Genomic DNA, 17,816 nt, shown 5'->3' on the forward strand with positions numbered 1-17,816 from the left:
TCCACACCGAACCCGGAAGGCCCTCACCCGTTCAAGATCCCTCAGCCGAGACCTGCATCACCCGTCCACAACCTCCCCGGACAGAACAACTAGGGGCTGAGGCATCCGGAAAGGGTACCGGCCGCCCTTTGAACCGGGCCGCCCCCGACGCGGCCCTCGTCGCAGGCGACGCGCGATTTCGCAGTCCGCGCCGGGTGTCCAGCCTGACCGGGGTCTCTCCCCCGCTCAGGACCACCGGCCCCACAGGCACCCCACCAATCCCCCATAGGGCGTGGCGCCTTCCGTTTATCAGACGGTGAGGGGAGAGAGATCTCCGACGGGCGTGGCTGTGCGCTGTTGATGACGAGGAGATTGATCCCTTCCAGACCACCGTGCCAGCTGAGCCGGCCGAGCCGAACAGCGGTATCAGAAGGGCGGGGGGTCAGGGTGACGAGGCGAGCGATTGACGCCCTTCAGCAGGTCGACAACGCGCTCATGTGTATCGCCGACGCGGTCGACAACACGCACCTTGACGAAGATGGTCTCGACCTCGCGCATGGCCGGTTCCGCGAACCACCCCAGAAACATCAGCCCTTCGGGCGGGATGGGGTGCCCCGCACCCAGGAGCTCCAGCGAGAAGTCCTCCCGGGCCGTCAGGCCGCGTGTCTCTATGGCTGCCGCTACCTCCCGGCTGGTGCCCCAGTCGGTCGAGTCCGAAGCCCCCTCGGCACGCGCCGACGGCGTGAAGGTCAACCAGTAGTTCACTTCTGTGATGACCGCTACGTCTTGGCCCCCGTTGAAGAAGTGGCAGGTCCAGGCCAGCTGATCATTCGGGGCCACACCGGCCATGGCCCGACCGAAGTGCCCGAGGGCAGGCCTGACCGTCCTTGCGTATTGGGCTCGCGCCAAAGCAGCTCCCACCGTGGCGATCACTGCTGCGGTGGCACTCTGGAAGTCCAGTAGCTTGATCTTCCAGGGCCACTGATGAGTCAGCCGCTGCGGCAGATTCTCCCTGAGCGCCGTGTAGCCAAAGAGAAGCAGCGCCAGAATCACAAGCCCCCAAAGGAGTCTGGAAAACAGCGCACTGCGGTGGACAACCCGTTGTGCCGTCTCCATGTTCCTACCCCCCCCAGGAGTCGCCAACAGCGACTGTAAGGGCTGTCCCCGCGAAGCGACAGACCCACAAGGCCAACGGAACCGGGCCCGACCTCGGGCTGGCCCACACGGTGGGACAGATTTCCAGCGGGCCCCCCTCGGTACGTCTGACCTGCGGATACTTCGATGGTGGATGCTCTCGGGGCACACCTGGGGGAAGGCATGGCCCGACAGGCCGCACCCTCGGCTGGGCCAGCAGCCAGAAATCCCGTCGCCCACCTCATGCCGGCACAGAACAATGCCGGGCATGGGGACAGACATTCACGGCTTCATCGAGTGCCGCTGGGATCGCTGGCTGGACGAGGACGATCGCGAGTGGTTCCAGGCCGTCGACCTCGTGCACCTCTACAACGGGCGCGACTACGTTGCCTTCGGGTCCCTCTTCGGTGTCCGCGACACCACCTCGTTCCGCCCACTTGCCGATTACCGAGGCCTCCCGCATGACGTGTCGAAAGAGGTACTCGCCGACTTCGAGCCCTCGAGTGATGAGCTGCACGGCGAGTCCTGGATCTCGTGGGCCGAGCTGGCAGCCGCCGACTGGGACGAGGTCTCGAACGAGGTCGACGGCTGTGTTCACGAGTTCCACCGGAGCTCTGACGGCGGCTGGAAGATGCACGGACGGAACACCGGCCTCACCCGCTTTGCCGAACTCTCCGGCCTCACCGATGCACGGCAGCTCCACTCCGCGGGCAGCGTCTTTCCCGAGAACACCGAGTGGCCGGACGGCGACCGACTCTTCCGCGTCGGCCGCCTGCGGCGAAAGGACGCCGTACCCGACAGCGAATGGGGCGCCGTCTGGTCGGTCATGCGCACGCTGGCGAATCTGCACGGCGAGGAGGGGGTCCGCCTGGTCGTCTGGTTCGACGGCTGACGTGCATCGACCCTCGACCAGTGCACGTCAGCGATACGCCAACCGTCGACGTCAGCGAGGGCGGCAGCTACCTCCCTCCACCTTCCGTTGCTCCTGTGCCTGGCTCCGAGGGAGGTATGCCGACATACGAGACGTCCGATAGATGAGCCTCACTCCGGTCGGGAGTCAGGTGCGTAGAAGCCGCATGGCCATGATGGATCCATCGGGCCGAACAGAGACGGGGCCCCACCCCTTCGCCGTGTGGTCGACGGGCCACTGGGAGCGCAGGGCATGGGCGTCGGCTCGGTAGTCATTCACTCGCCCGTGGTGGAGATGCGCGTACAGGTCCGCCGCGAGCCCGGAGAACGCTTCGAAGTCTGGCCGGACGTGGAATCCGGGGACAGTCCGCTCACCGCGTCGCTCACGAGCCAGGTTCACTTCGGCTAGGCACTGACCGGCGGATCATGTGATTACTAGGATCGAGGAGCGTCCGTTCCCTGTCGATCAACGCCGAGGGATCGAGTGGATGCTGCAGTGACGCGGGGCGGATCCGATGCTTCTCGCAGCGGATGACAAACGGGGGGCCTGTGGAGAGCCGACGGCTGCATGGTTGTCTCGGGGCTGCGGTGGCTCTGCTGCTCGCGATATCCGCCGCCATGCTCCTGGGCAGGTCGTGGACCGCCTGCGACGTAGGAGTGAACAACGCGGCCAACAGCGGTTTCCTGCTGTGGCTGTTCATCCCGGGCCTCTGGACGGTCCTGCTGCTCGCCTGGGTCGCGGTGGGGGCCCTGCTAGGGAACCGTCCCCTTCTCCATGCCCTGGCCCTCGCGGTGACACTCCTCGGAGTTGCCTGGTTCGTCATCTCGATCTTCTGGGAAGGCACCGGCACTCCTCCGTGCCCCAGCGGCGTGCCCCCGTGGTGGCCGAGCCTCCTCCCCGCCCCGGGATTCTGAGAGCTTGGTCCCGGCATTTCACGGCTTGGGCCAGAGGCGGACTGCTGCTGCGGTGACGGTGCCGTGGAAAACGTCGGCTCGTTTGTCGTAACGGGTTGCGACAGCACGGAAGTTCTTGGGGCGGTTGATGGTCCGCTCGGCCTCGTTGCGACGCCGGTAGCGGTCAGGCTCGAAGCCGGTAGGTCTTCCCGCCCATACTGTTTTTGCGCCGGCGGTTGGCGCGCTGGTCTTTCGGTTCCGGAATGGTGTGCTTGACGTCGCGTGCCGCAAGGTAGCGGCGGTTTCGCCGGGAACTGCGAGCCGGAGTGACCCCGTCCCCCGGGGGGACGACTGAGGGACACACCCTGATCAGGGGTGGGATTCAGGGGCCGATCGGCGCCTTCCGCGGTCACACTTACACATACGCAGAAACCCCGTCCGACCTGCGGTTTAAGCAGGTCGGACGGGGTTTCCCGTCCTGTGGCGGCGCCAGGGTTCGAACCTGGGTAGGCTGAGCCGGCAGATTTACAGTCTGCTCCCTTTGGCCACTCGGGCACACCGCCTGGAACGACGCGTCGGATCCCGGTTGGGGGCTCCTTGGCGACGACGTAAACGATACCTGATGCCCAGGGGTGCTACGCCACCTGGTTGATCAGCACCGGGTGCGGTCGACGGTGGCTAGGCTTTGTGCCGTACCCCAACGCATACGACGCAAGGAGCCACACGTCATGGCCGACTCCAGTTTCGACATCGTCTCGAAGGTCGAGCGGCAGGAGGTCGACAACGCCCTCAACCAGGCCGCCAAGGAGATCTCCCAGCGCTACGACTTCAAGGGCACGGGGGCGTCGATCTCCTGGTCCGGCGAGAAGATCCTGATGGAGGCGAACGGCGAGGAGCGGGTCAAGGCGATCCTCGACATCTTCCAGTCCAAGCTGATCAAGCGCGGGATCTCCCTGAAGTCGCTGGACGCGGGTGAGCCGCAGCTTTCCGGCAAGGAGTACAAGATCTTCGCCACGATCGAGGAGGGCATCTCCCAGGAGAACGCCAAGAAGGTGGCGAAGATCATCCGCGATGAGGGCCCGAAGGGTGTCAAGGCGCTGGTCCAGGGCGACGAGCTGCGCGTCAGCTCGAAGAGCCGGGACGACCTGCAGACCGTGCAGGCGCTGATCAAGGGCAAGGACCTCGACTTCGCGGTGCAGTTCGCCAACTACCGGTAGGCGGCTCGCTGCCGTGTCAGCGGGTCATGGGCGGGGCGGGGCGTGCCGGTCGGCACGCCCCGCCCCGTCGCCGTGTCCGCCGCGGCTGTGCGGGAGCGGCTCAGCGACGGTCGCGGGAGTTGCCGAAGAGCAGCCGGTAGGCGATCAGCAGGACGAGCGAGCCGGAGATGGCGGCGACCCAGGTGGCCGTGTCGTAGAAGTCCGTACTGATGGGGCGGTCGAGGAAGCGGGACGACAGCCAGCCACCGAGGAAGGCGCCCACGATGCCGATGATGGTCGTGCCGACGATGCCGCCGGGGTCACGGCCCGGCAGGAGGAACTTGGCTATCGCGCCGGCCAGCAGCCCGAGGATTATCCAACTGATGATGCTCATGTTCGCGAACCTACCCGTCACTTGTTCCTGCAAGCCAAGACGCCTGCGGGGACGGGTACGGTTGCCGGCCGGGCTCTCCGTCTAGCGTGTGGCGAACGGCTGGTCCGTGCGGACGATCTCCTTGCCGAAGGGCATCAGCGAGACCGGGATGAGCTTGAAGTTCGCGATGCCCAGCGGGATGCCGATGATCGTGACGCACAGCGCGATGCCGGTGAAGATGTGGCCGAGGGCCAGCCACCAGCCCGCCAGGATCACCCAGAGGACGTTGCCGATGAGGGAGCCGCCTCCGGCGTCACGACGGTCGACGACGGTGTAGCCGAAGGGCCAGAGGGCGTAGACACCTATGCGGAACGCGGCCACGCCGAAGGGGATGCCGATGATCGTGATGCAGAGCAGGAGGCCCGCGGCCATGTAGCCGAGGAACATCCAGAGTCCGCACAGGACCAGCCATATGACGTTCAGAATTGTCTTCACGGTCGATACCCTGCCATCTGCTCGAGTCGGGCGATGCGTTCGGCCATGGGCGGGTGGGTGGAGAACATCTTGGACATGCCCTGGCCTGGACGGAACGGGTTCGCGATCATCATGTGACTCGCGGTCTCGATCCGTGGTTCGGGTGGGAGGGGCAGCTGTTTGGTCCCGGCGTCGAGCTTGCGCAGCGCGGACGCCAGGGCGAGCGGGTCACCGGTGAGCTGGGCCCCGGACGCGTCGGCCTGGTACTCACGGGAGCGGCTCACGGCGAGCTTGATCACGGAGGCGGCCAGGGGGCCGAGGATCATGATCAGCAGCATCCCGAGGAGGCCGGGGCCGTCGTCGTCGTCGGACCGGCCGACAGGGATGAGCCACGCGAAGTTGACCAGGAACATGACGACCGAGGCGAGGGCACCCGCGACGGACGAGATGAGGATGTCGCGGTTGTAGACGTGGCTCAGCTCGTGGCCGAGAACCCCGCGCAGCTCGCGCTCGTCGAGGATCTGGAGAATGCCCTCGGTGCAGCACACGGCGGCGTTGCGCGGGTTCCGGCCGGTGGCGAAGGCGTTGGGTGCCTGGGTCGGGGAGATGTACAGCCGGGGCATGGGCTGGCGGGCCGCTGTCGAGAGCTCTCGGACGGTGCGGTAGAGCTGCGGTGCCTCGAATTCGCTGACCGGGCGTGCCCTCATGGCGCGCAGGGCGAGCTTGTCGCTGTTCCAGTACGCGTAGGCGTTGGTGGCGAGCGCGACGAGGAGGGCCACGATGAGGCCGGTCCGCCCGAAGAAACTGCCGATGACGATGATGAGGGCCGAAAGGCCCCCGAGGAGTACAGCGGTTTTCAGCCCGTTGTGCCGGCGGTGCACGGTACGCCCTCCAAGTGGTGCAGCAGGGGAACCCTTGCTCAGTGGTGCTCCACTCCCCAGTGGAGCCTCCCTAACGGGTCAACGCGAGGCGAAGGGAGCTAGTTCCCTTGTGCGAGGTGGCCGGGGGCACAGACGGCAGGGGCGGATCCGGGTGGATCCGCCCCTGGGCCGTACGGGTGGAAGTGTGCGCGCGGACCTGCGGGTCCGGCGGACGTGGGTCAGCGCTGTGCGGGGAGTCCCGCGAGCGCGCGGGCCTCCGCGTCCGGCTCGACGTCGCTGGTGCAGTGGGCGCAGCGGGTGGCGATGGAGGGGATCTCGGTGAAGCAGCGGGGGCAGTCGCGCAGGGCGGCCTTGATGTCTGCCTTCTGCTCCTCCTCCTTCGCCGTGAAGCGGTTCTGCACCTTGGCCATGGGCAGGACGACGAGGAAGTAGAGGACCGCGGCGGTGATGATGAAGGCGATGGCGGCGCTGATGAAGAGGCCGTAGGGGAACTCGACGCCGTCGACGGTGTAGGAGGCCTTGCTGAAGTCGCCCGTACCCCGTGTGAAGAGGCCGATCAGCGGCACGATGAACGCGTTGCTGAAACCGGTGACGACGGCGGTGAAGGCGGCTCCCACGGCGAGGCCGATGGCCATGGAGATGACGTTCCCGCGGAGGATGAAGTCCTTGAACCCGTTCAGCACCGCTCTGGCTCCTCTGCGCTCTGCGTTGGTGCTCGTCCCGCGCCCCTGATGCGTGACGCGTGCACGCATGACCATGCCCTGTGCGTGGGTGCGCGGGCAAGCTGGTCCGGGCCGGTCAGAAGAGGCTGATCGCGGCGAAACGGAGGATGAACTGGGGAGCGCCGGACAATGTGATTCCGGCTACGGCGGTGAGGGCGATCGCCAGGGTGAGCGGCGCGGGGACCCGCTGCCTGTGTGCCGTGGGTGCCGCCTCCACGGCCTCTGCGGTCGGGTCGGTCGCCGGAGCCCGGAAGAGCGCGGCGGTCCACTGGAGGTAGTAGTAGAGCGCGATCACCACGTTGACGGCCATGACGACGGCGAGCCAGCCGAGCCCGGCGTCGACGGCTGCGGAGAAGACCGTGACCTTGGCGAAGAGGCCGATGATGCCGGGGGGCAGGCCCGCCAGGCAGAGCAGGAAGAAGCCCATGGCGAGCGCGGCCAGGGGGCGGGTGGCGTAGAGGCCGCGGTAGTCGCTGAGGCGGTTTGCGGGGTGGCTGCGGGCGACGAGGGCGGCGACCGCGAAGGCCCCGAAGTTCACCACGGCGTACATCAGGGCGTAGGCGACGGTGGAGCCGATCTGTTCGTCGCTGGAGTACGCGGCGGCGGCGATCGGGACGAGCAGGTAGCCGGCCTGGCCGACGGAGGACCAGGCGAGCAGGCGTACGGCACTGCGGGCGCGGGTGGCGGTCTGCCGGAGTGCGGCGACGTTGCCGACGGTCATGGTGAGGGCCGCCAGGACGGCGAGGGCGGGTCCCCAGACGTCCGCGTACGACGGGAAGCCGATCACGGTGACGAGGACGAGGCCGGAGAAGCCGACTGCCTTGCCGACGACCGAGAGGTAGGCGGCGATGGGCAGCGGGGCCCCCACGTAGGTGTCGGGGACCCAGAAGTGGAAGGGCGCGGCGGCGGTCTTGAACGCGAAGCCGACGAGGGTGAGGGCGACGCCGGCCTTGGTGAGGGTGTCGAACTGGCCGGGTACCTCGTCGAGGCGGGCGGCGATCTCCGTGAGGTGCAGGGTGCCGGTGGTCGCGTAGACGAAGCTGACGCCCAGCAGCATGACGGCGGTGGCGACGACGGAGGAGAGGAAGAACTTCAGGGCCGCTTCGGAGGACCGCCGGTCGCCGCGCTTGATGCCGACGAGGGCGAAGGCGGGGAGCGAGGCGACTTCGAGGGCCACGACGAGGGTGGCGAGGTCGCGGGCCGCGGGCAGGAGGGCGGCTCCGGCCGCGGAGGCCAGCAGCAGGAACCAGAACTCGCCCGCGGGGAGCTTGCGTGTGTCGCCGATCGACAGCAGCGCGGTGAGCAGGGCCCCGCCGAGCACGAGGGCCTGGATGACGAGTGCGAAGTGGTCGGCTGTGTAGCTGCAGGCCTGGGTGCCGTCGGTGAGGCAGAAGGTGGAGCGGTCCCCTGCTCGCAGCGGGACGAGTACGGCGAGCGCGGCGACGAGCCCGGCGACGGCTCCGTAGCCGAGGAGCGGCTTGTGGCGTTCGCCGGTGAAGAGGTCGGCGACAAGGACGAGCAGGGCCACGGACGCCGCGATGACGGGCGGTGCGATCGCGAGCCAGTCGACGGACTGGACGAGGTTTGCCGCCCCGGTTGCGCTGTCTGCTGCCACGGTCACGACTTGCCTCCTGCGAGGAGCTTCTGCACGGCCGGGTCGGTGAGGCCGAGGAGGACGGCGGGCCAGAGTCCGGCGAGGACGGTGAGGGCTGCGAGGGGCGTCCAGGCGACGAACTCGTAGGTCTGGATGTCGGCGACCGGCTGCGGCTCTTCGCGTTTCTCACCCATGCAGACGCGGCGTACGACGATGAGCATGTACGCGGCCGTGAGCAGGGTTCCGAACGCACCGACGGACATGAAGGTGAGGAAGGCGGCGCGGTTGAGTCCTTCGGCGGGGTCGAAGGCGCCGAACAACGTGAGCATCTCTCCCCAGAATCCGGCGAGGCCGGGCAGTCCGAGCGAGGCGACGGCGGCGAAGGCGAGGAGGCCGCCGAGCCGGGGGGCGCGCCCGTAGAGAGCGGCCCCGGTGGCGCCGGCGAGGGTGTCGAGGTCCGCGGTGCCGTAGCGGTCCTTGACGGCGCCGACCAGGAAGAACAGCAGGCCGGTGATGAGGCCGTGGGCGATGTTCGCGAAGAGCGCGCCGTTCACACCGGTGGGGGTCATGGTCGCGATGCCCAGCAGCACGAAGCCCATGTGGCCCACGGAGGAGTAGGCGATGAGTCGCTTGAGGTCGCCCTTGGCGCCGGGGCGGGCGAGGGCGAGGCAGGCCAGGGAACCGTAGATGATCCCGACGACGGCGAACGCCGCGAGGTACGGCGCGAAGGTCCGCATGCCGTCGGGGGCGACGGGGAGCAGGATGCGGACGAACCCGTACGTCCCCATCTTCAGCATCACGCCGGCGAGAAGGACGGAGCCGACGGTCGGAGCAGCGGTGTGGGCGTCGGGCAGCCAGCTGTGCAGGGGCCACATGGGGGTCTTCACTGCGAGGCCGATCCCCACGGCCAGTACGGCGATGACCTGCACGGATGCGGTGAGACCCCGGCCGTTGTCAGTGGCGAGTGCCACCATGTCGAAGGTGCCGCTCTTCAGTCCGATGAGGAGCAGCCCGAGCAGCATGACGACGGAGCCGAGCAGCGTGTAGAGGATGAACTTCCAGGCGGCGGGCTGCTTCCGGTCGCCGCCCCAGCGGGCGATGAGGAAGTACATCGGGATGAGGACCATCTCGAAGGCCAGGAAGAACAGCAGCAGGTCGAGGACGGCGAAGGTCGCGAGGGTGCCGGACTCGAGGACGAGGACCAGAGCGACGAAGGCCTTCGGGGAGGGGCCTGCGGGGAGCTTGAAGTAGCTGTAGAGGGCGCAGAGGAACGTCAGCAGCGCGGTCAGCACGAGGAGGGGGAGCGAGATGCCGTCGGTGCCGAGGTGGATCCGGACGTCGAGTGCCGGGATCCAGCTGATGTCGGTGATGGCCTGCATCTTCGACGGGTGGCCGTGGTCGAAGCCCGCGGCGAGGACGAGGACGGCGAGGAGGACGGCGCCGGTGACGGTCACGCCGTGGCGGAGCACGGCCTGGTCGGGGTTCCTGCCCTTGAGCCCGGGCGGGGCGGGCAGGAGCGCGGCGACCGCGCCGAGAAGCGGGGCGACGACGACGAATGCCAGAAGGAACTGCATCACGGATGCGCTGATATCGAACACGGCTCACGCCCCGGCGTAGACGTTGGCAAAGACGACGGCGGCGATCGCCAGGACAAGGGTTCCGGCGAGCAGCGCGCCGAGGTAGGTCTGCACGTTGCCGGTCTGGGCGCGGCGGACCAGGGTGCCGAGTCCGCGGGCGATGCTGCCCGCGCCGCGTACGTAGGTGTCGACGACCTCGCGGTCCAGGAAGCGGACCAGCCGGGCGGCGGCCCCCACGGGCCTGACGAACAGCACCGTGTACAGGGCGTCGAGGTGGAAGCCGGTGACCGCGTGACGGTGCAGCGGGCCCAGCAGGAGCCTGCCGGGGTCGGAGGGGTCCGGGGCGTCCGCGATGGTGCCGTACGCCGCGGTGTGCGAGGCGATGGCCTCGGCCTCCACCAGGGCGGGTTCGGCGTCCGGATGTGCTGCGACCGCACCGACCGGGGGGCGGTCGGCGAGGGCCGTGGTGTGGCGCCACGCACCGTAGGTGACGAGCCCGCCGACGAGGCCGACGCCGGTGGAGAGGACGGCGGTCGTGAGGGAGGGGGCGAGGCTGTGTCCGTCGAACCAGTCGACGAGGACACCGGTGGTAAGGCCGAAGGCGATCGTGGGGACGGCAAGTACCCACAGGACGGAGGTCATCGCGGCGGGCTGCCTGCCGTGGTCGGCGGCCTCGGGGCCGCGCCCCCGGAACGCCAGGAGCCAGAGTCGGGCGGCATAGGCGGCGGTGAGGACCGCGGCGGCGAGTCCGGCGACCAGGATCGTCCAGCCGGCCGCTGCCGGGGCGATGTCGCGGTCTCCGAAGGCGGTGTGCTCGGCGGCGACGAGAACGGCTTCCTTGGAGAAGAAGCCGGCGAACGGGGGGATGGCGGCGAGTGCCAGGAGGGCGACGGTCATCGTCCAGTAGGCGTCGGGGATGCGCTTGGCCAGCCCGCCCATGCGGGACATGGCGGCGAGTGAGTTCGTGCCCGCCGCGTGGATGACGACGCCCGCCGCGAGGAAGAGGACGGCCTTGAACGCGCCGTGCGACAGGAGGTGGAAGACGGCGGCCCCACGGTCGCCGACGGCGAGGGCGCCGGACATGTAGCCGAGCTGCCCGATCGTGGAGTAGGCGAGGACGCGCTTGATGTCGTCCTGCGCGAGTGCGGCGAGTCCTGAGCCGATCATCGTGACGGCCGCCATCACTGCGAGGACGACGAGGGCGGCGCCGGAGGCGGCGAAGACGGGAAGGAGCCGGGCCACGAAGTAGATGCCGGCGGCGACCATCGTCGCGGCGTGGATCAGCGCCGAGACGGGGGTGGGGCCGGCCATCGCGTCGGGCAGCCAGGTGTGCAGGGGGAACTGCGCGGACTTGCCCGCGACTCCGGCGAGGAGCAGCAGGGCGATGAGTGTGGGGTGGTCGAGTCCGCCGTTGTTCACGGCGGCCAGGATGCCGGTGATGCGGAACGTGCCGGTGTCCGCGGCGAGCGCGAACAGGCCGATGAGGAAGGGGACGTCGCCGAGTTTGGTGACGAGGAAGGCCTTGAGGGAGGCCGCGCGGGCTTCGGGGGTCTCCCAGTAGTGGCCGACGAGGAAGTACGAGCAGATGCCCATGATCTCCCAGCCGACCAGGAGCACCATGAGGTCGCCGGAGTAGACGACGAGCAGCATCGCGGAGGTGAAGAGAGAGACGAGGGCCGCGTACGAGGGGTAGCGGGCGTCGTTCTTGAGATAGGCCGTCGAGTAGATCTGTACGCAGGTGGCGACGAGCCCGACGAGGACGGCGACGAGAACGGCGAAGCCGTCCAGGTGCAGGGCCAGGTCGATCGGGACCGAGCCGGTGGGGGTCAGCTGGGTCGCGGCGTCGATGGGCCGGCCGCCGCCCTGTCGTGCGGCGACGACCACCGCGATGACGGTGGCGGCGAGGGCCGGCAGGACAGCGAGGGGCCGGACGAAGCCGGGCGCGGTCCGGCCCAGGAGGAGTCCTGTGGCCGCTCCGAGGAAGGGGAGCAGGGGGACGAGGACGGCGAGGGTCGTGATGGTCACGCGGTGGCCTCTGCCTTCTTTGCCTTCCCTGCCGGAGCAGTGGCCTGGTCTGCGGTGATGTCCCGGCCGTCGTAGCCGTCGGGAAGCGTTTCGGCGTCGTCGGTCTCGGCGGTGTCGCGGAGGCGGTCGATGTCCGAGCTTCCGCGGTTGCGGTAGACCGCAAGGACGATCGCCAGTCCGATGCCGATCTCGGCTGCGGCGATGGCGATCGTGAAGAGGGTGAGGGCCTGTCCCGCGTGGAGCGCGTCGCGGAGCCAGACGTCGAAGGCGACCAGGTTGAGGTTGACGGCGTTGAGCATGAGCTCGACGGACATCAGGACGAGGATCGCGTTGCGACGGGCGAGCACTCCGTACAGCCCGGTGCAGAAGAGGAGGACGGCCAGGACGGCGGGATAGGCGAGGTGCATCAGCTCTTGTCCTCCCGGTCGGTGACGGGCCGGTCGGTGACGGGCCGTTCCGTGCGGCCGTCCGGCGCATCCGTGCGGTCCGGCGCCCCCCGGCCCGTGTCCTTCCGTCCCCGGGGGCCCGGACTGTCCCGGTGGCCCCGGTGGCCCTGGCTGTCGCGGTCCTGACGGTCCCGGCGGTCCTGACGGTCCCGGCGGTCCTGACGGTCCTTGCGGGACAGGACGATCGCGCCCACGAGGGCGGCGAGCAGCAGGACGGACAGGGCCTCGAAGGGCAGCACCCAGTGCCGGAAGAGGAATTCCCCGGTGGCCTTGGTGGAGCCCTGGGCGGGGCCGTCCAGATCGATCCAGGTCGTACGGAAGGCGTCCACGACGACCCAGACAAGGGCACCGGCGGCGGCGACCGAAGCGCCGAGGGCGATCCACCGGTTGCCCGAATCGGCGTCCGGGGAGCGGCCGATGGGGGCTCTGGTGAGCATCAGCCCGAAGAGGAGGAGGACCACGACGGAACCGACGTAGATGAGGACCTGCACCCAGGCGATGAACTCGGCCGTGAGCAGGAGGTACTCCACCGCCACCCCGCCGAGCGCCACGACGAGCCAGAGGGCGGCGTGCACGAGTTGCCTGGTGGTGACGGTGATGAGGGCTGCGCCGAGGGTGGCGATCCCGACCAGGACGAAGGCGATCTCGACGCCGGTCGGTGAGAGGAAGCCGGGGTGGCCGGCGGTGGCCGCGAGGGTCACTCCTGGCCCTCCTGTTCCGCTGTCCGGTCCGGCCGGGCCGCCTGCGCCTCCTGGGCTGCCTGGGCCTCTCGTGCTTGTTGGGCTTCCTGGGCTGCCTGGGCCTGGAGCTTGTCCGCCGTCTTGCGTGCTGCGGCGATCTCCTTGGGCTCCTCCGCCGCCGGGTCGAGCGCGGGCGGTTCGGGGACGGTCCACATCCACTCGCGGAGCTTGTCGCGCTCGTGGGTGAGTTCGTGGATGTCCGTCTCCGCGTACTCGAACTCGGGCGACCAGAACAGCGCGTCGAAGGGACACACCTCGATGCAGATACCGCAGTACATGCACAGCGCGAAGTCGATCGCGAAGCGGTCCAGGACGTTGCGGCTGCGCTCGCGGCCGCCCGGTGCGGCCGGGGGCGCCGTCTCCTTGTGGGAGTCGATGTAGATGCACCAGTCGGGGCACTCACGGGCGCAGAGCATGCAGACCGTGCAGTTCTCCTCGAACAGCCCGATGACGCCACGGGTGCGGGGCGGCAGTTCGGGCTGGACGTCCGGGTACTGCGCGGTGACCGTGCGCTTCGTCATGGTCCGCAGGGTGACGGCCAGACCCTTGGCCAGGCCTGAGCCGGGGATCGGGGGCACTAGTTGATCGCCACCTTCACGATGCCGGTGAGCGCGATCTGCGCGAGGGCGAGGGGGATGAGCGTGGTCCAGGCGAGCTTCTGCAGCTGGTCCTCGCGCAGACGGGGGTAGGTGACCCGGAGCCAGATGACGACGAACGCCAGGACACCGGTCTTGAGCAGGGTCCAGACCCAGCCGAGCCCGTCTGCGCCGAGCGGTCCGTGCCATCCGCCGAGGAAGAGGACGGTGGTCAGACCGCACAGGACGACGATCCCGGCGTACTCGGCGAGCAGGAACAGGGCGAAGCGGAGGCCCGTGTACTCGGTGTACGCGCCGAAGATGATCTCGGAGTCGGCGACCGGCATGTCGAAGGGCGGGCGCTGGAGTTCGGCGAGCCCCGCCACGAAGAAGACCAGTGCGCCGACGATCTGCCAGGGCAGCCACCACCACTCGAAGGCGTCGAGGATGCCGGGGAGCGAGACGGTACCGGCAGCCATGGCCACGGAGGCGGCGGCGAGCAGCATCGGAAGTTCGTAGGCGAGCAGTTGCGCGGCGGTTCGGAGACCACCGAGGAGGGAGAACTTGTTGGCCGAGGCCCAGCCCGCCATCAGCGAGCCGAGCACGCCGACACCCATGACGGCGAGCACGAAGAAGATGCCCGCGTCGACGACCTGACCGACCGCTCCCTCACCGGGGCCGATCGGGATCGCCACGATCACGAGGAGGTACGGGAGCAGAGCGACGGCGGGGGCCAGCTGGAAGATCCGGCGGTCCGCGTCGGCAGGTACGACGTCTTCCTTCTGCGCGAACTTCACCCCGTCCGCGACGAGTTGGGCCCAGCCGTGGAAGCCACCCGCGTACATGGGGCCGAGACGGCCCTGCATGTGGGCCATCACCTTGTGTTCGGCCTGTCCCACGACAAGGGGAACGACCATGAACACGGCAAAGACGATGACGAGGCGGAGGGCGACGTCGAGTACGTCGTTCACGCGGTATCGCCTCCGGCGGGGCGGTCGGGACCGGACTCCGGCAAGCGTTCAGGTTCCGGCGCGGGTTCGTGATCTGTCCCCGGCGCGCGACCGGGCTCCGGTTCGCGATCAGGCTCCGGCTCGGCTTCGGGTTCACGACCGGACTCGGGCTCGGCTTCGGCTTCGCGCCCGGGAGCGCTGTCCGGGACGGCTCGGCCCGCTTCACCCTGCGCAGGCGCGTCCGAGGACCGTCCGGGCTCGACCGCCGGTGCCGCCTCACCCTGCTGCCCTGGCTCCGGCGACTGCTCGGACTCGGTCACGGCATCCGGCGACTGCTCAGCTTCCGGCGCCGACCCTGCATCCGACGGCTGCCCGGCTTCCGGCTCGGACGCTGTCTCCGACGGCTGTGGAACCTCAGGCGGAGCAGGTCGTGCCGGCTGCTGCCCCGGGGATTCGCCGAAGGCCGGGCGGGCGTCGTGCCAGGGTGCGTCCGTGCTGCCGGCCGCGCCCGTCGCGCCGCCGCTTCGCGCCGCCCCGGCGGACGGCGTGCCGGCAGGAGGTGCGGGCGCCGGGCCGGTGGCCTGGCTCGCCGAGCCCTGGGAGGCGCTGCGGGTCCGGCGCGGCGGCGCCGCCTGCGGGGCCTCCGCCGTGTCCGGAGCACCTGCGGCGTCCCGCGGTGCGGCAGGCCGCTGCGCCGCCGAGCCCTCGCTCGCGCTGCGAGCCCGCCGCGCCGGGCGGTCGCCGGCCGCACCCGCCGCACGGGCACCTCGGGCCGGGCGGGCCGGGGCGGGCGGGAGCTGGCCCTTGAGCGGGCCCCATTCGTTGGGGTCGGGTACACCCGGCGGCAGCATGGTGCGCCGCTTGGGCCCGCCGTGCTCGGACTCACCCGGCTCCTTCGCCCCCGGCCACGCCTTGGCGACGCGGGCAGCCAGGACGAAGTCCTTGCGCAGCGGGTGGCCCTCGAAGCTCTCCGGCAGCAGCAGGGGGACCAGATGCGGATGGTCCTCGAAGGCGATGCCGAACATCTCGTGCGTCTCGCGCTCGTGCCACGCGGCGCCCGCGTAGACGCCGATGGCCGTGGGCAGCGCGGCCGCGTCGTGCGGGACGGTCGTACGGACCAGCAGGCGCCGTACCGTGCCGACGCCGAGGGCCACGACGTGGGCGCAGACGCGGAAGCCGGTGCCCGGTTCGTCGACGGCGCTCAGCCAGTCGAAGTAAGTGCAGCCCAGCTCGTCGCGGGCCGTTTCGAGGGCTGTGATCCAGGAGGCGGCGGGGACGTCGACGGTGAGCAGGTCGTAGGCGTACGCGGCGGTGGCGTCCGGGCCGAAGACGTCCGTGACAGCGTCGGGGAGCCGGTCGTAGGTGTCACGGGCGGTCACGTCCGCTCCTCCCCCGGCGTCTTCGGCGCTGCGACGAGACCGCTGCGCAGGGCCGCGGCCGAGGGCCGGGCCGTGTCCTCGGTGGCGTACCGCTCGGCGAGCGATTCGCGGGCGATCTTCTCCTGGAGCTTGAGGATGCCCTGGAGGAGCGCCTCGGGCCGGGGCGGGCAGCCGGGCACGTAGACGTCGACGGGGATGATCTGGTCCACGCCCTTCGTGACGGAGTACGAGTCCCAGTACGGTCCGCCGCAGTTGGAGCAGGCACCGAAGGAGATGACGTACTTCGGTTCGGGCATCTGCTCGTAGAGCCGCTTCACGGCCGGGGCCATCTTGTCCGTCACCGTGCCGGACACGACCATCAGGTCGGCCTGCCGGGGGCCGGGCGCGAAGGGGATGACGCCGAGCCGGATGAAGTCGTGCCGTGCCATGGACGCGGCGATGAATTCGATGGCGCAGCAGGCGAGTCCGAAGTTGAATACCCAGAGGCTGTAGCGGCGGCCCCAGTTGAGGACCACCTTCATCGGCTCGGGCGCGAGCCGGGACAGCACGCCGAGCTTCTTCGGCTCCGGCGGCAACGTCGGATCGGGCAGCGACACGGGGGGTTCCGGGTTCGGCCGGCTCGTCACGCCCATTCGAGGACGCCCTTCTTCCATGCGTAGAGCAGTCCCACGGCCAGGAAACCGAGGAAGATGAACATCTCCACCAGCGTCGTCGCCCCGTACCCCGGGGCCGCGAACACGGTCGCCCACGGGAACAGGAAGATCGAGTCGACGGCGAAGATCACGTACAGGAAGGCGTACACGTAGTAGCGGACCTGGGTGTGGGCCCAGCCCTCCCCCACGGGGTCCACGCCGCACTCGTACGTGAGGAGTTTCTCCGGCGTCGGGACCACGGGCCTCAGCAGTCGGCCGGCCCCGAAGGCGACGGCGACGAACAGCACGCCCACCAGGGCGAGCAGCCCGACCACTGAGTAGCTCTGGAAGTAGTCCGACGCGAGAACGGTCGGTCCCGGCACGTCCGCCACGTCCGTCCCTCGCTCCCTCAACCTGTCCGACGGTCTGTACGCACGGGAGTCTAGGCCCTGTTAAAGAGACGGTAAGCAGCCCCGTCGCACAACGGGTGGGGCGGGAGGTGCGGGGCGAGGTGGGGTTATCCCCACGGGACCGCACCCACGAACCCCATGGCGTGGGGGTCCCCGGCCCGGCACGCTGGTCGTATGACCATGAGCCCCTCCCTGCCGGACAACGACCGGCCGCCGCCCGCGCGCTTCGCCTTCGACCGGTGGACGTGGAAGGAGATCGCGTATCTCCTGGCCAACCTGCCGATGGCGATCGCCGGATTCGTGTACACCGTGTTCCTGATCGGCGTGGGTGCCGGGCTCTCCGTCACCGTGATCGGGCTGCCGCTGCTCGTGCTGGGACTGCACGGCGCGCGCGGTCTCGGCCGGGCCGAGCGCGGCCGCGCCCGGGGCATGCTCGGGGTGCGGATCGAGGAGCCGAGCCCGATGGCGCGGAGCCGTCGCGAACAGGGGTTCTTCGCCTGGCTGTGGGCGGGGCTGAAGGACCCGGTGGGATGGCGGGCGTTGCTGTACTCGTTCATCCGGCTGCCGTGGGGCGTGGCGACGTTCGCCGTGACCCTGGTGAGCCTGTTCGTCCTCTGGCCCGTACTCCCCTACCTGGCGCGCGGGCTGACGAACGTGGACCGGGCGATGGCGCGGGGGCTGCTCTCGCCCTCCGACGAGCTCGAGCGCAGGATTCACGAGCTGGAGTCGGACCGGGGTGTGGTCGTGGACACCGCCGCCGCGGACCTGCGCCGCATCGAACGCGACCTCCACGACGGCGCACAGGCCCGGCTCGTCGCCCTCGCCATGGGCCTGGGGCTGGCGAAGGAGAAACTCACCGACGACCCCGAAGCCGCCGCCCGCATGGTCGACGAGGCCCACGGCGAGGTCAAGGTCGCCCTCCAGGA

The 17,816-nt window shown here is 69.5% G+C and carries 19 protein-coding genes, 1 tRNA gene and 1 pseudogene; 4 read left to right on the forward strand and 17 right to left on the reverse strand.

The window, feature by feature from the left end; genetic code table 11:
• Positions 1-405: 405 nt before the first annotated feature.
• The gene (locus ABZ441_RS32950; protein WP_358980997.1) at positions 406-1,095 is read right to left on the reverse strand and encodes a hypothetical protein; all 690 of its coding nucleotides are present in this window, start codon (positions 1,093-1,095) and stop codon (positions 406-408) included.
• A gap of 286 nt (positions 1,096-1,381) precedes the next feature.
• Here ABZ441_RS32950 and ABZ441_RS32955 point away from each other — a divergent pair, with 286 nt between their 5' ends.
• Both ABZ441_RS32955 and ABZ441_RS32960 read left to right on the forward strand, forming a co-directional pair.
• Complete coding sequence (locus ABZ441_RS32955) at positions 1,382-2,005, forward strand: hypothetical protein (protein ID WP_358980999.1); 624 nt, start codon at positions 1,382-1,384, stop codon at positions 2,003-2,005.
• A gap of 605 nt (positions 2,006-2,610) precedes the next feature.
• The gene (locus ABZ441_RS32960; RefSeq protein ID WP_358981001.1) at positions 2,611-2,937 is read left to right on the forward strand and encodes a hypothetical protein; all 327 of its coding nucleotides are present in this window, start codon (positions 2,611-2,613) and stop codon (positions 2,935-2,937) included.
• 18 nt (positions 2,938-2,955) lie between these two features.
• Here ABZ441_RS32960 and ABZ441_RS32965 read toward each other — a convergent pair.
• Together ABZ441_RS32965 and ABZ441_RS32970 are read right to left on the reverse strand one after the other, a co-directional pair.
• Positions 2,956-3,238 (reverse strand): annotated as a pseudogene (locus tag ABZ441_RS32965) (IS5/IS1182 family transposase); the annotation flags it as partial.
• Between the two features lie 159 nt (positions 3,239-3,397).
• Positions 3,398-3,479: transfer RNA gene (locus tag ABZ441_RS32970), tRNA-Tyr, on the reverse strand.
• Positions 3,480-3,644: 165 nt separating this feature from the next.
• On the opposite strand from ABZ441_RS32970, the gene ABZ441_RS32975 reads away from it, so the two are divergent.
• A complete protein-coding gene (locus tag ABZ441_RS32975) occupies positions 3,645-4,133 on the forward strand; it encodes a YajQ family cyclic di-GMP-binding protein (protein WP_056796691.1) in 489 nt (162 codons plus the stop codon).
• Between the two features lie 100 nt (positions 4,134-4,233).
• Here the strand turns inward: ABZ441_RS32975 and ABZ441_RS32980 are convergent, their stop codons facing one another.
• The 14 genes from ABZ441_RS32980 to ABZ441_RS33045 all read right to left on the reverse strand — a co-directional run bounded on the left by ABZ441_RS32980 (position 4,234) and on the right by ABZ441_RS33045 (position 16,872).
• The gene (locus ABZ441_RS32980; protein ID WP_358981003.1) at positions 4,234-4,506 is read right to left on the reverse strand and encodes a GlsB/YeaQ/YmgE family stress response membrane protein; all 273 of its coding nucleotides are present in this window, start codon (positions 4,504-4,506) and stop codon (positions 4,234-4,236) included.
• Between the two features lie 81 nt (positions 4,507-4,587).
• Positions 4,588-4,980 carry a YccF domain-containing protein gene (locus ABZ441_RS32985; protein WP_358981005.1) on the reverse strand — a complete coding sequence of 131 codons (393 nt, stop codon included), beginning with the start codon at positions 4,978-4,980 and terminating at the stop codon, positions 4,588-4,590.
• On the reverse strand, positions 4,977-5,840 hold the full coding sequence (gene htpX / locus ABZ441_RS32990) for a zinc metalloprotease HtpX (protein WP_358981007.1): 864 nt from the start codon (positions 5,838-5,840) through the stop codon (positions 4,977-4,979). The genes ABZ441_RS32985 and htpX overlap by 4 nt, the downstream gene beginning before the upstream one ends.
• Positions 5,841-6,058: 218 nt before the next feature.
• The gene (gene mscL / locus ABZ441_RS32995) at positions 6,059-6,523 is read right to left on the reverse strand and encodes a large conductance mechanosensitive channel protein MscL (protein ID WP_358981009.1); all 465 of its coding nucleotides are present in this window, start codon (positions 6,521-6,523) and stop codon (positions 6,059-6,061) included.
• Positions 6,524-6,638: 115 nt separating this feature from the next.
• Positions 6,639-8,183 carry an NADH-quinone oxidoreductase subunit N gene (locus tag ABZ441_RS33000; RefSeq protein ID WP_358981011.1) on the reverse strand — a complete coding sequence of 515 codons (1,545 nt, stop codon included), beginning with the start codon at positions 8,181-8,183 and terminating at the stop codon, positions 6,639-6,641.
• Complete coding sequence (locus ABZ441_RS33005; protein WP_358981029.1) at positions 8,180-9,730, reverse strand: NADH-quinone oxidoreductase subunit M; 1,551 nt, start codon at positions 9,728-9,730, stop codon at positions 8,180-8,182. The genes ABZ441_RS33000 and ABZ441_RS33005 overlap by 4 nt, the downstream gene beginning before the upstream one ends.
• A gap of 27 nt (positions 9,731-9,757) precedes the next feature.
• Positions 9,758-11,758, reverse strand: a complete 2,001-nt coding sequence (locus ABZ441_RS33010; RefSeq protein WP_358981013.1) for an NADH-quinone oxidoreductase subunit L — start codon at positions 11,756-11,758, stop codon at positions 9,758-9,760.
• Positions 11,755-12,165, reverse strand: a complete 411-nt coding sequence (gene nuoK / locus ABZ441_RS33015) for an NADH-quinone oxidoreductase subunit NuoK (protein ID WP_358981015.1) — start codon at positions 12,163-12,165, stop codon at positions 11,755-11,757. The genes ABZ441_RS33010 and nuoK overlap by 4 nt, the downstream gene beginning before the upstream one ends.
• On the reverse strand, positions 12,165-12,905 hold the full coding sequence (locus ABZ441_RS33020) for an NADH-quinone oxidoreductase subunit J (protein WP_358981017.1): 741 nt from the start codon (positions 12,903-12,905) through the stop codon (positions 12,165-12,167). The genes nuoK and ABZ441_RS33020 overlap by 1 nt, the downstream gene beginning before the upstream one ends.
• Complete coding sequence (locus ABZ441_RS33025; RefSeq protein WP_358981019.1) at positions 12,902-13,522, reverse strand: NADH-quinone oxidoreductase subunit I; 621 nt, start codon at positions 13,520-13,522, stop codon at positions 12,902-12,904. The genes ABZ441_RS33020 and ABZ441_RS33025 overlap by 4 nt, the downstream gene beginning before the upstream one ends.
• Positions 13,522-14,490 carry a complex I subunit 1 family protein gene (locus tag ABZ441_RS33030; protein WP_358981021.1) on the reverse strand — a complete coding sequence of 323 codons (969 nt, stop codon included), beginning with the start codon at positions 14,488-14,490 and terminating at the stop codon, positions 13,522-13,524. Before ABZ441_RS33030 ends, ABZ441_RS33025 begins: the two co-directional genes overlap by 1 nt.
• Entirely contained in the window at positions 14,487-15,848 is a 1,362-nt protein-coding gene (locus ABZ441_RS33035) for an NADH-quinone oxidoreductase subunit C (protein WP_358981023.1), read from the reverse strand. The genes ABZ441_RS33030 and ABZ441_RS33035 overlap by 4 nt, the downstream gene beginning before the upstream one ends.
• A complete protein-coding gene (locus ABZ441_RS33040; protein WP_358981025.1) occupies positions 15,845-16,480 on the reverse strand; it encodes an NADH-quinone oxidoreductase subunit B family protein in 636 nt (211 codons plus the stop codon). Before ABZ441_RS33040 ends, ABZ441_RS33035 begins: the two co-directional genes overlap by 4 nt.
• The gene (locus ABZ441_RS33045) at positions 16,471-16,872 is read right to left on the reverse strand and encodes an NADH-quinone oxidoreductase subunit A (RefSeq protein ID WP_053930253.1); all 402 of its coding nucleotides are present in this window, start codon (positions 16,870-16,872) and stop codon (positions 16,471-16,473) included. Before ABZ441_RS33045 ends, ABZ441_RS33040 begins: the two co-directional genes overlap by 10 nt.
• 192 nt (positions 16,873-17,064) lie before the next feature.
• On the opposite strand from ABZ441_RS33045, the gene ABZ441_RS33050 reads away from it, so the two are divergent.
• Positions 17,065-17,816: sensor domain-containing protein (locus ABZ441_RS33050; RefSeq protein WP_358981027.1), on the forward strand; the 752-nt coding region annotated here is incomplete at its 3' end.

It is taken from the genome of Streptomyces sp. NPDC005752 (assembly GCF_040630715.1).
Lineage (GTDB): Bacteria > Actinomycetota > Actinomycetes > Streptomycetales > Streptomycetaceae > Streptomyces.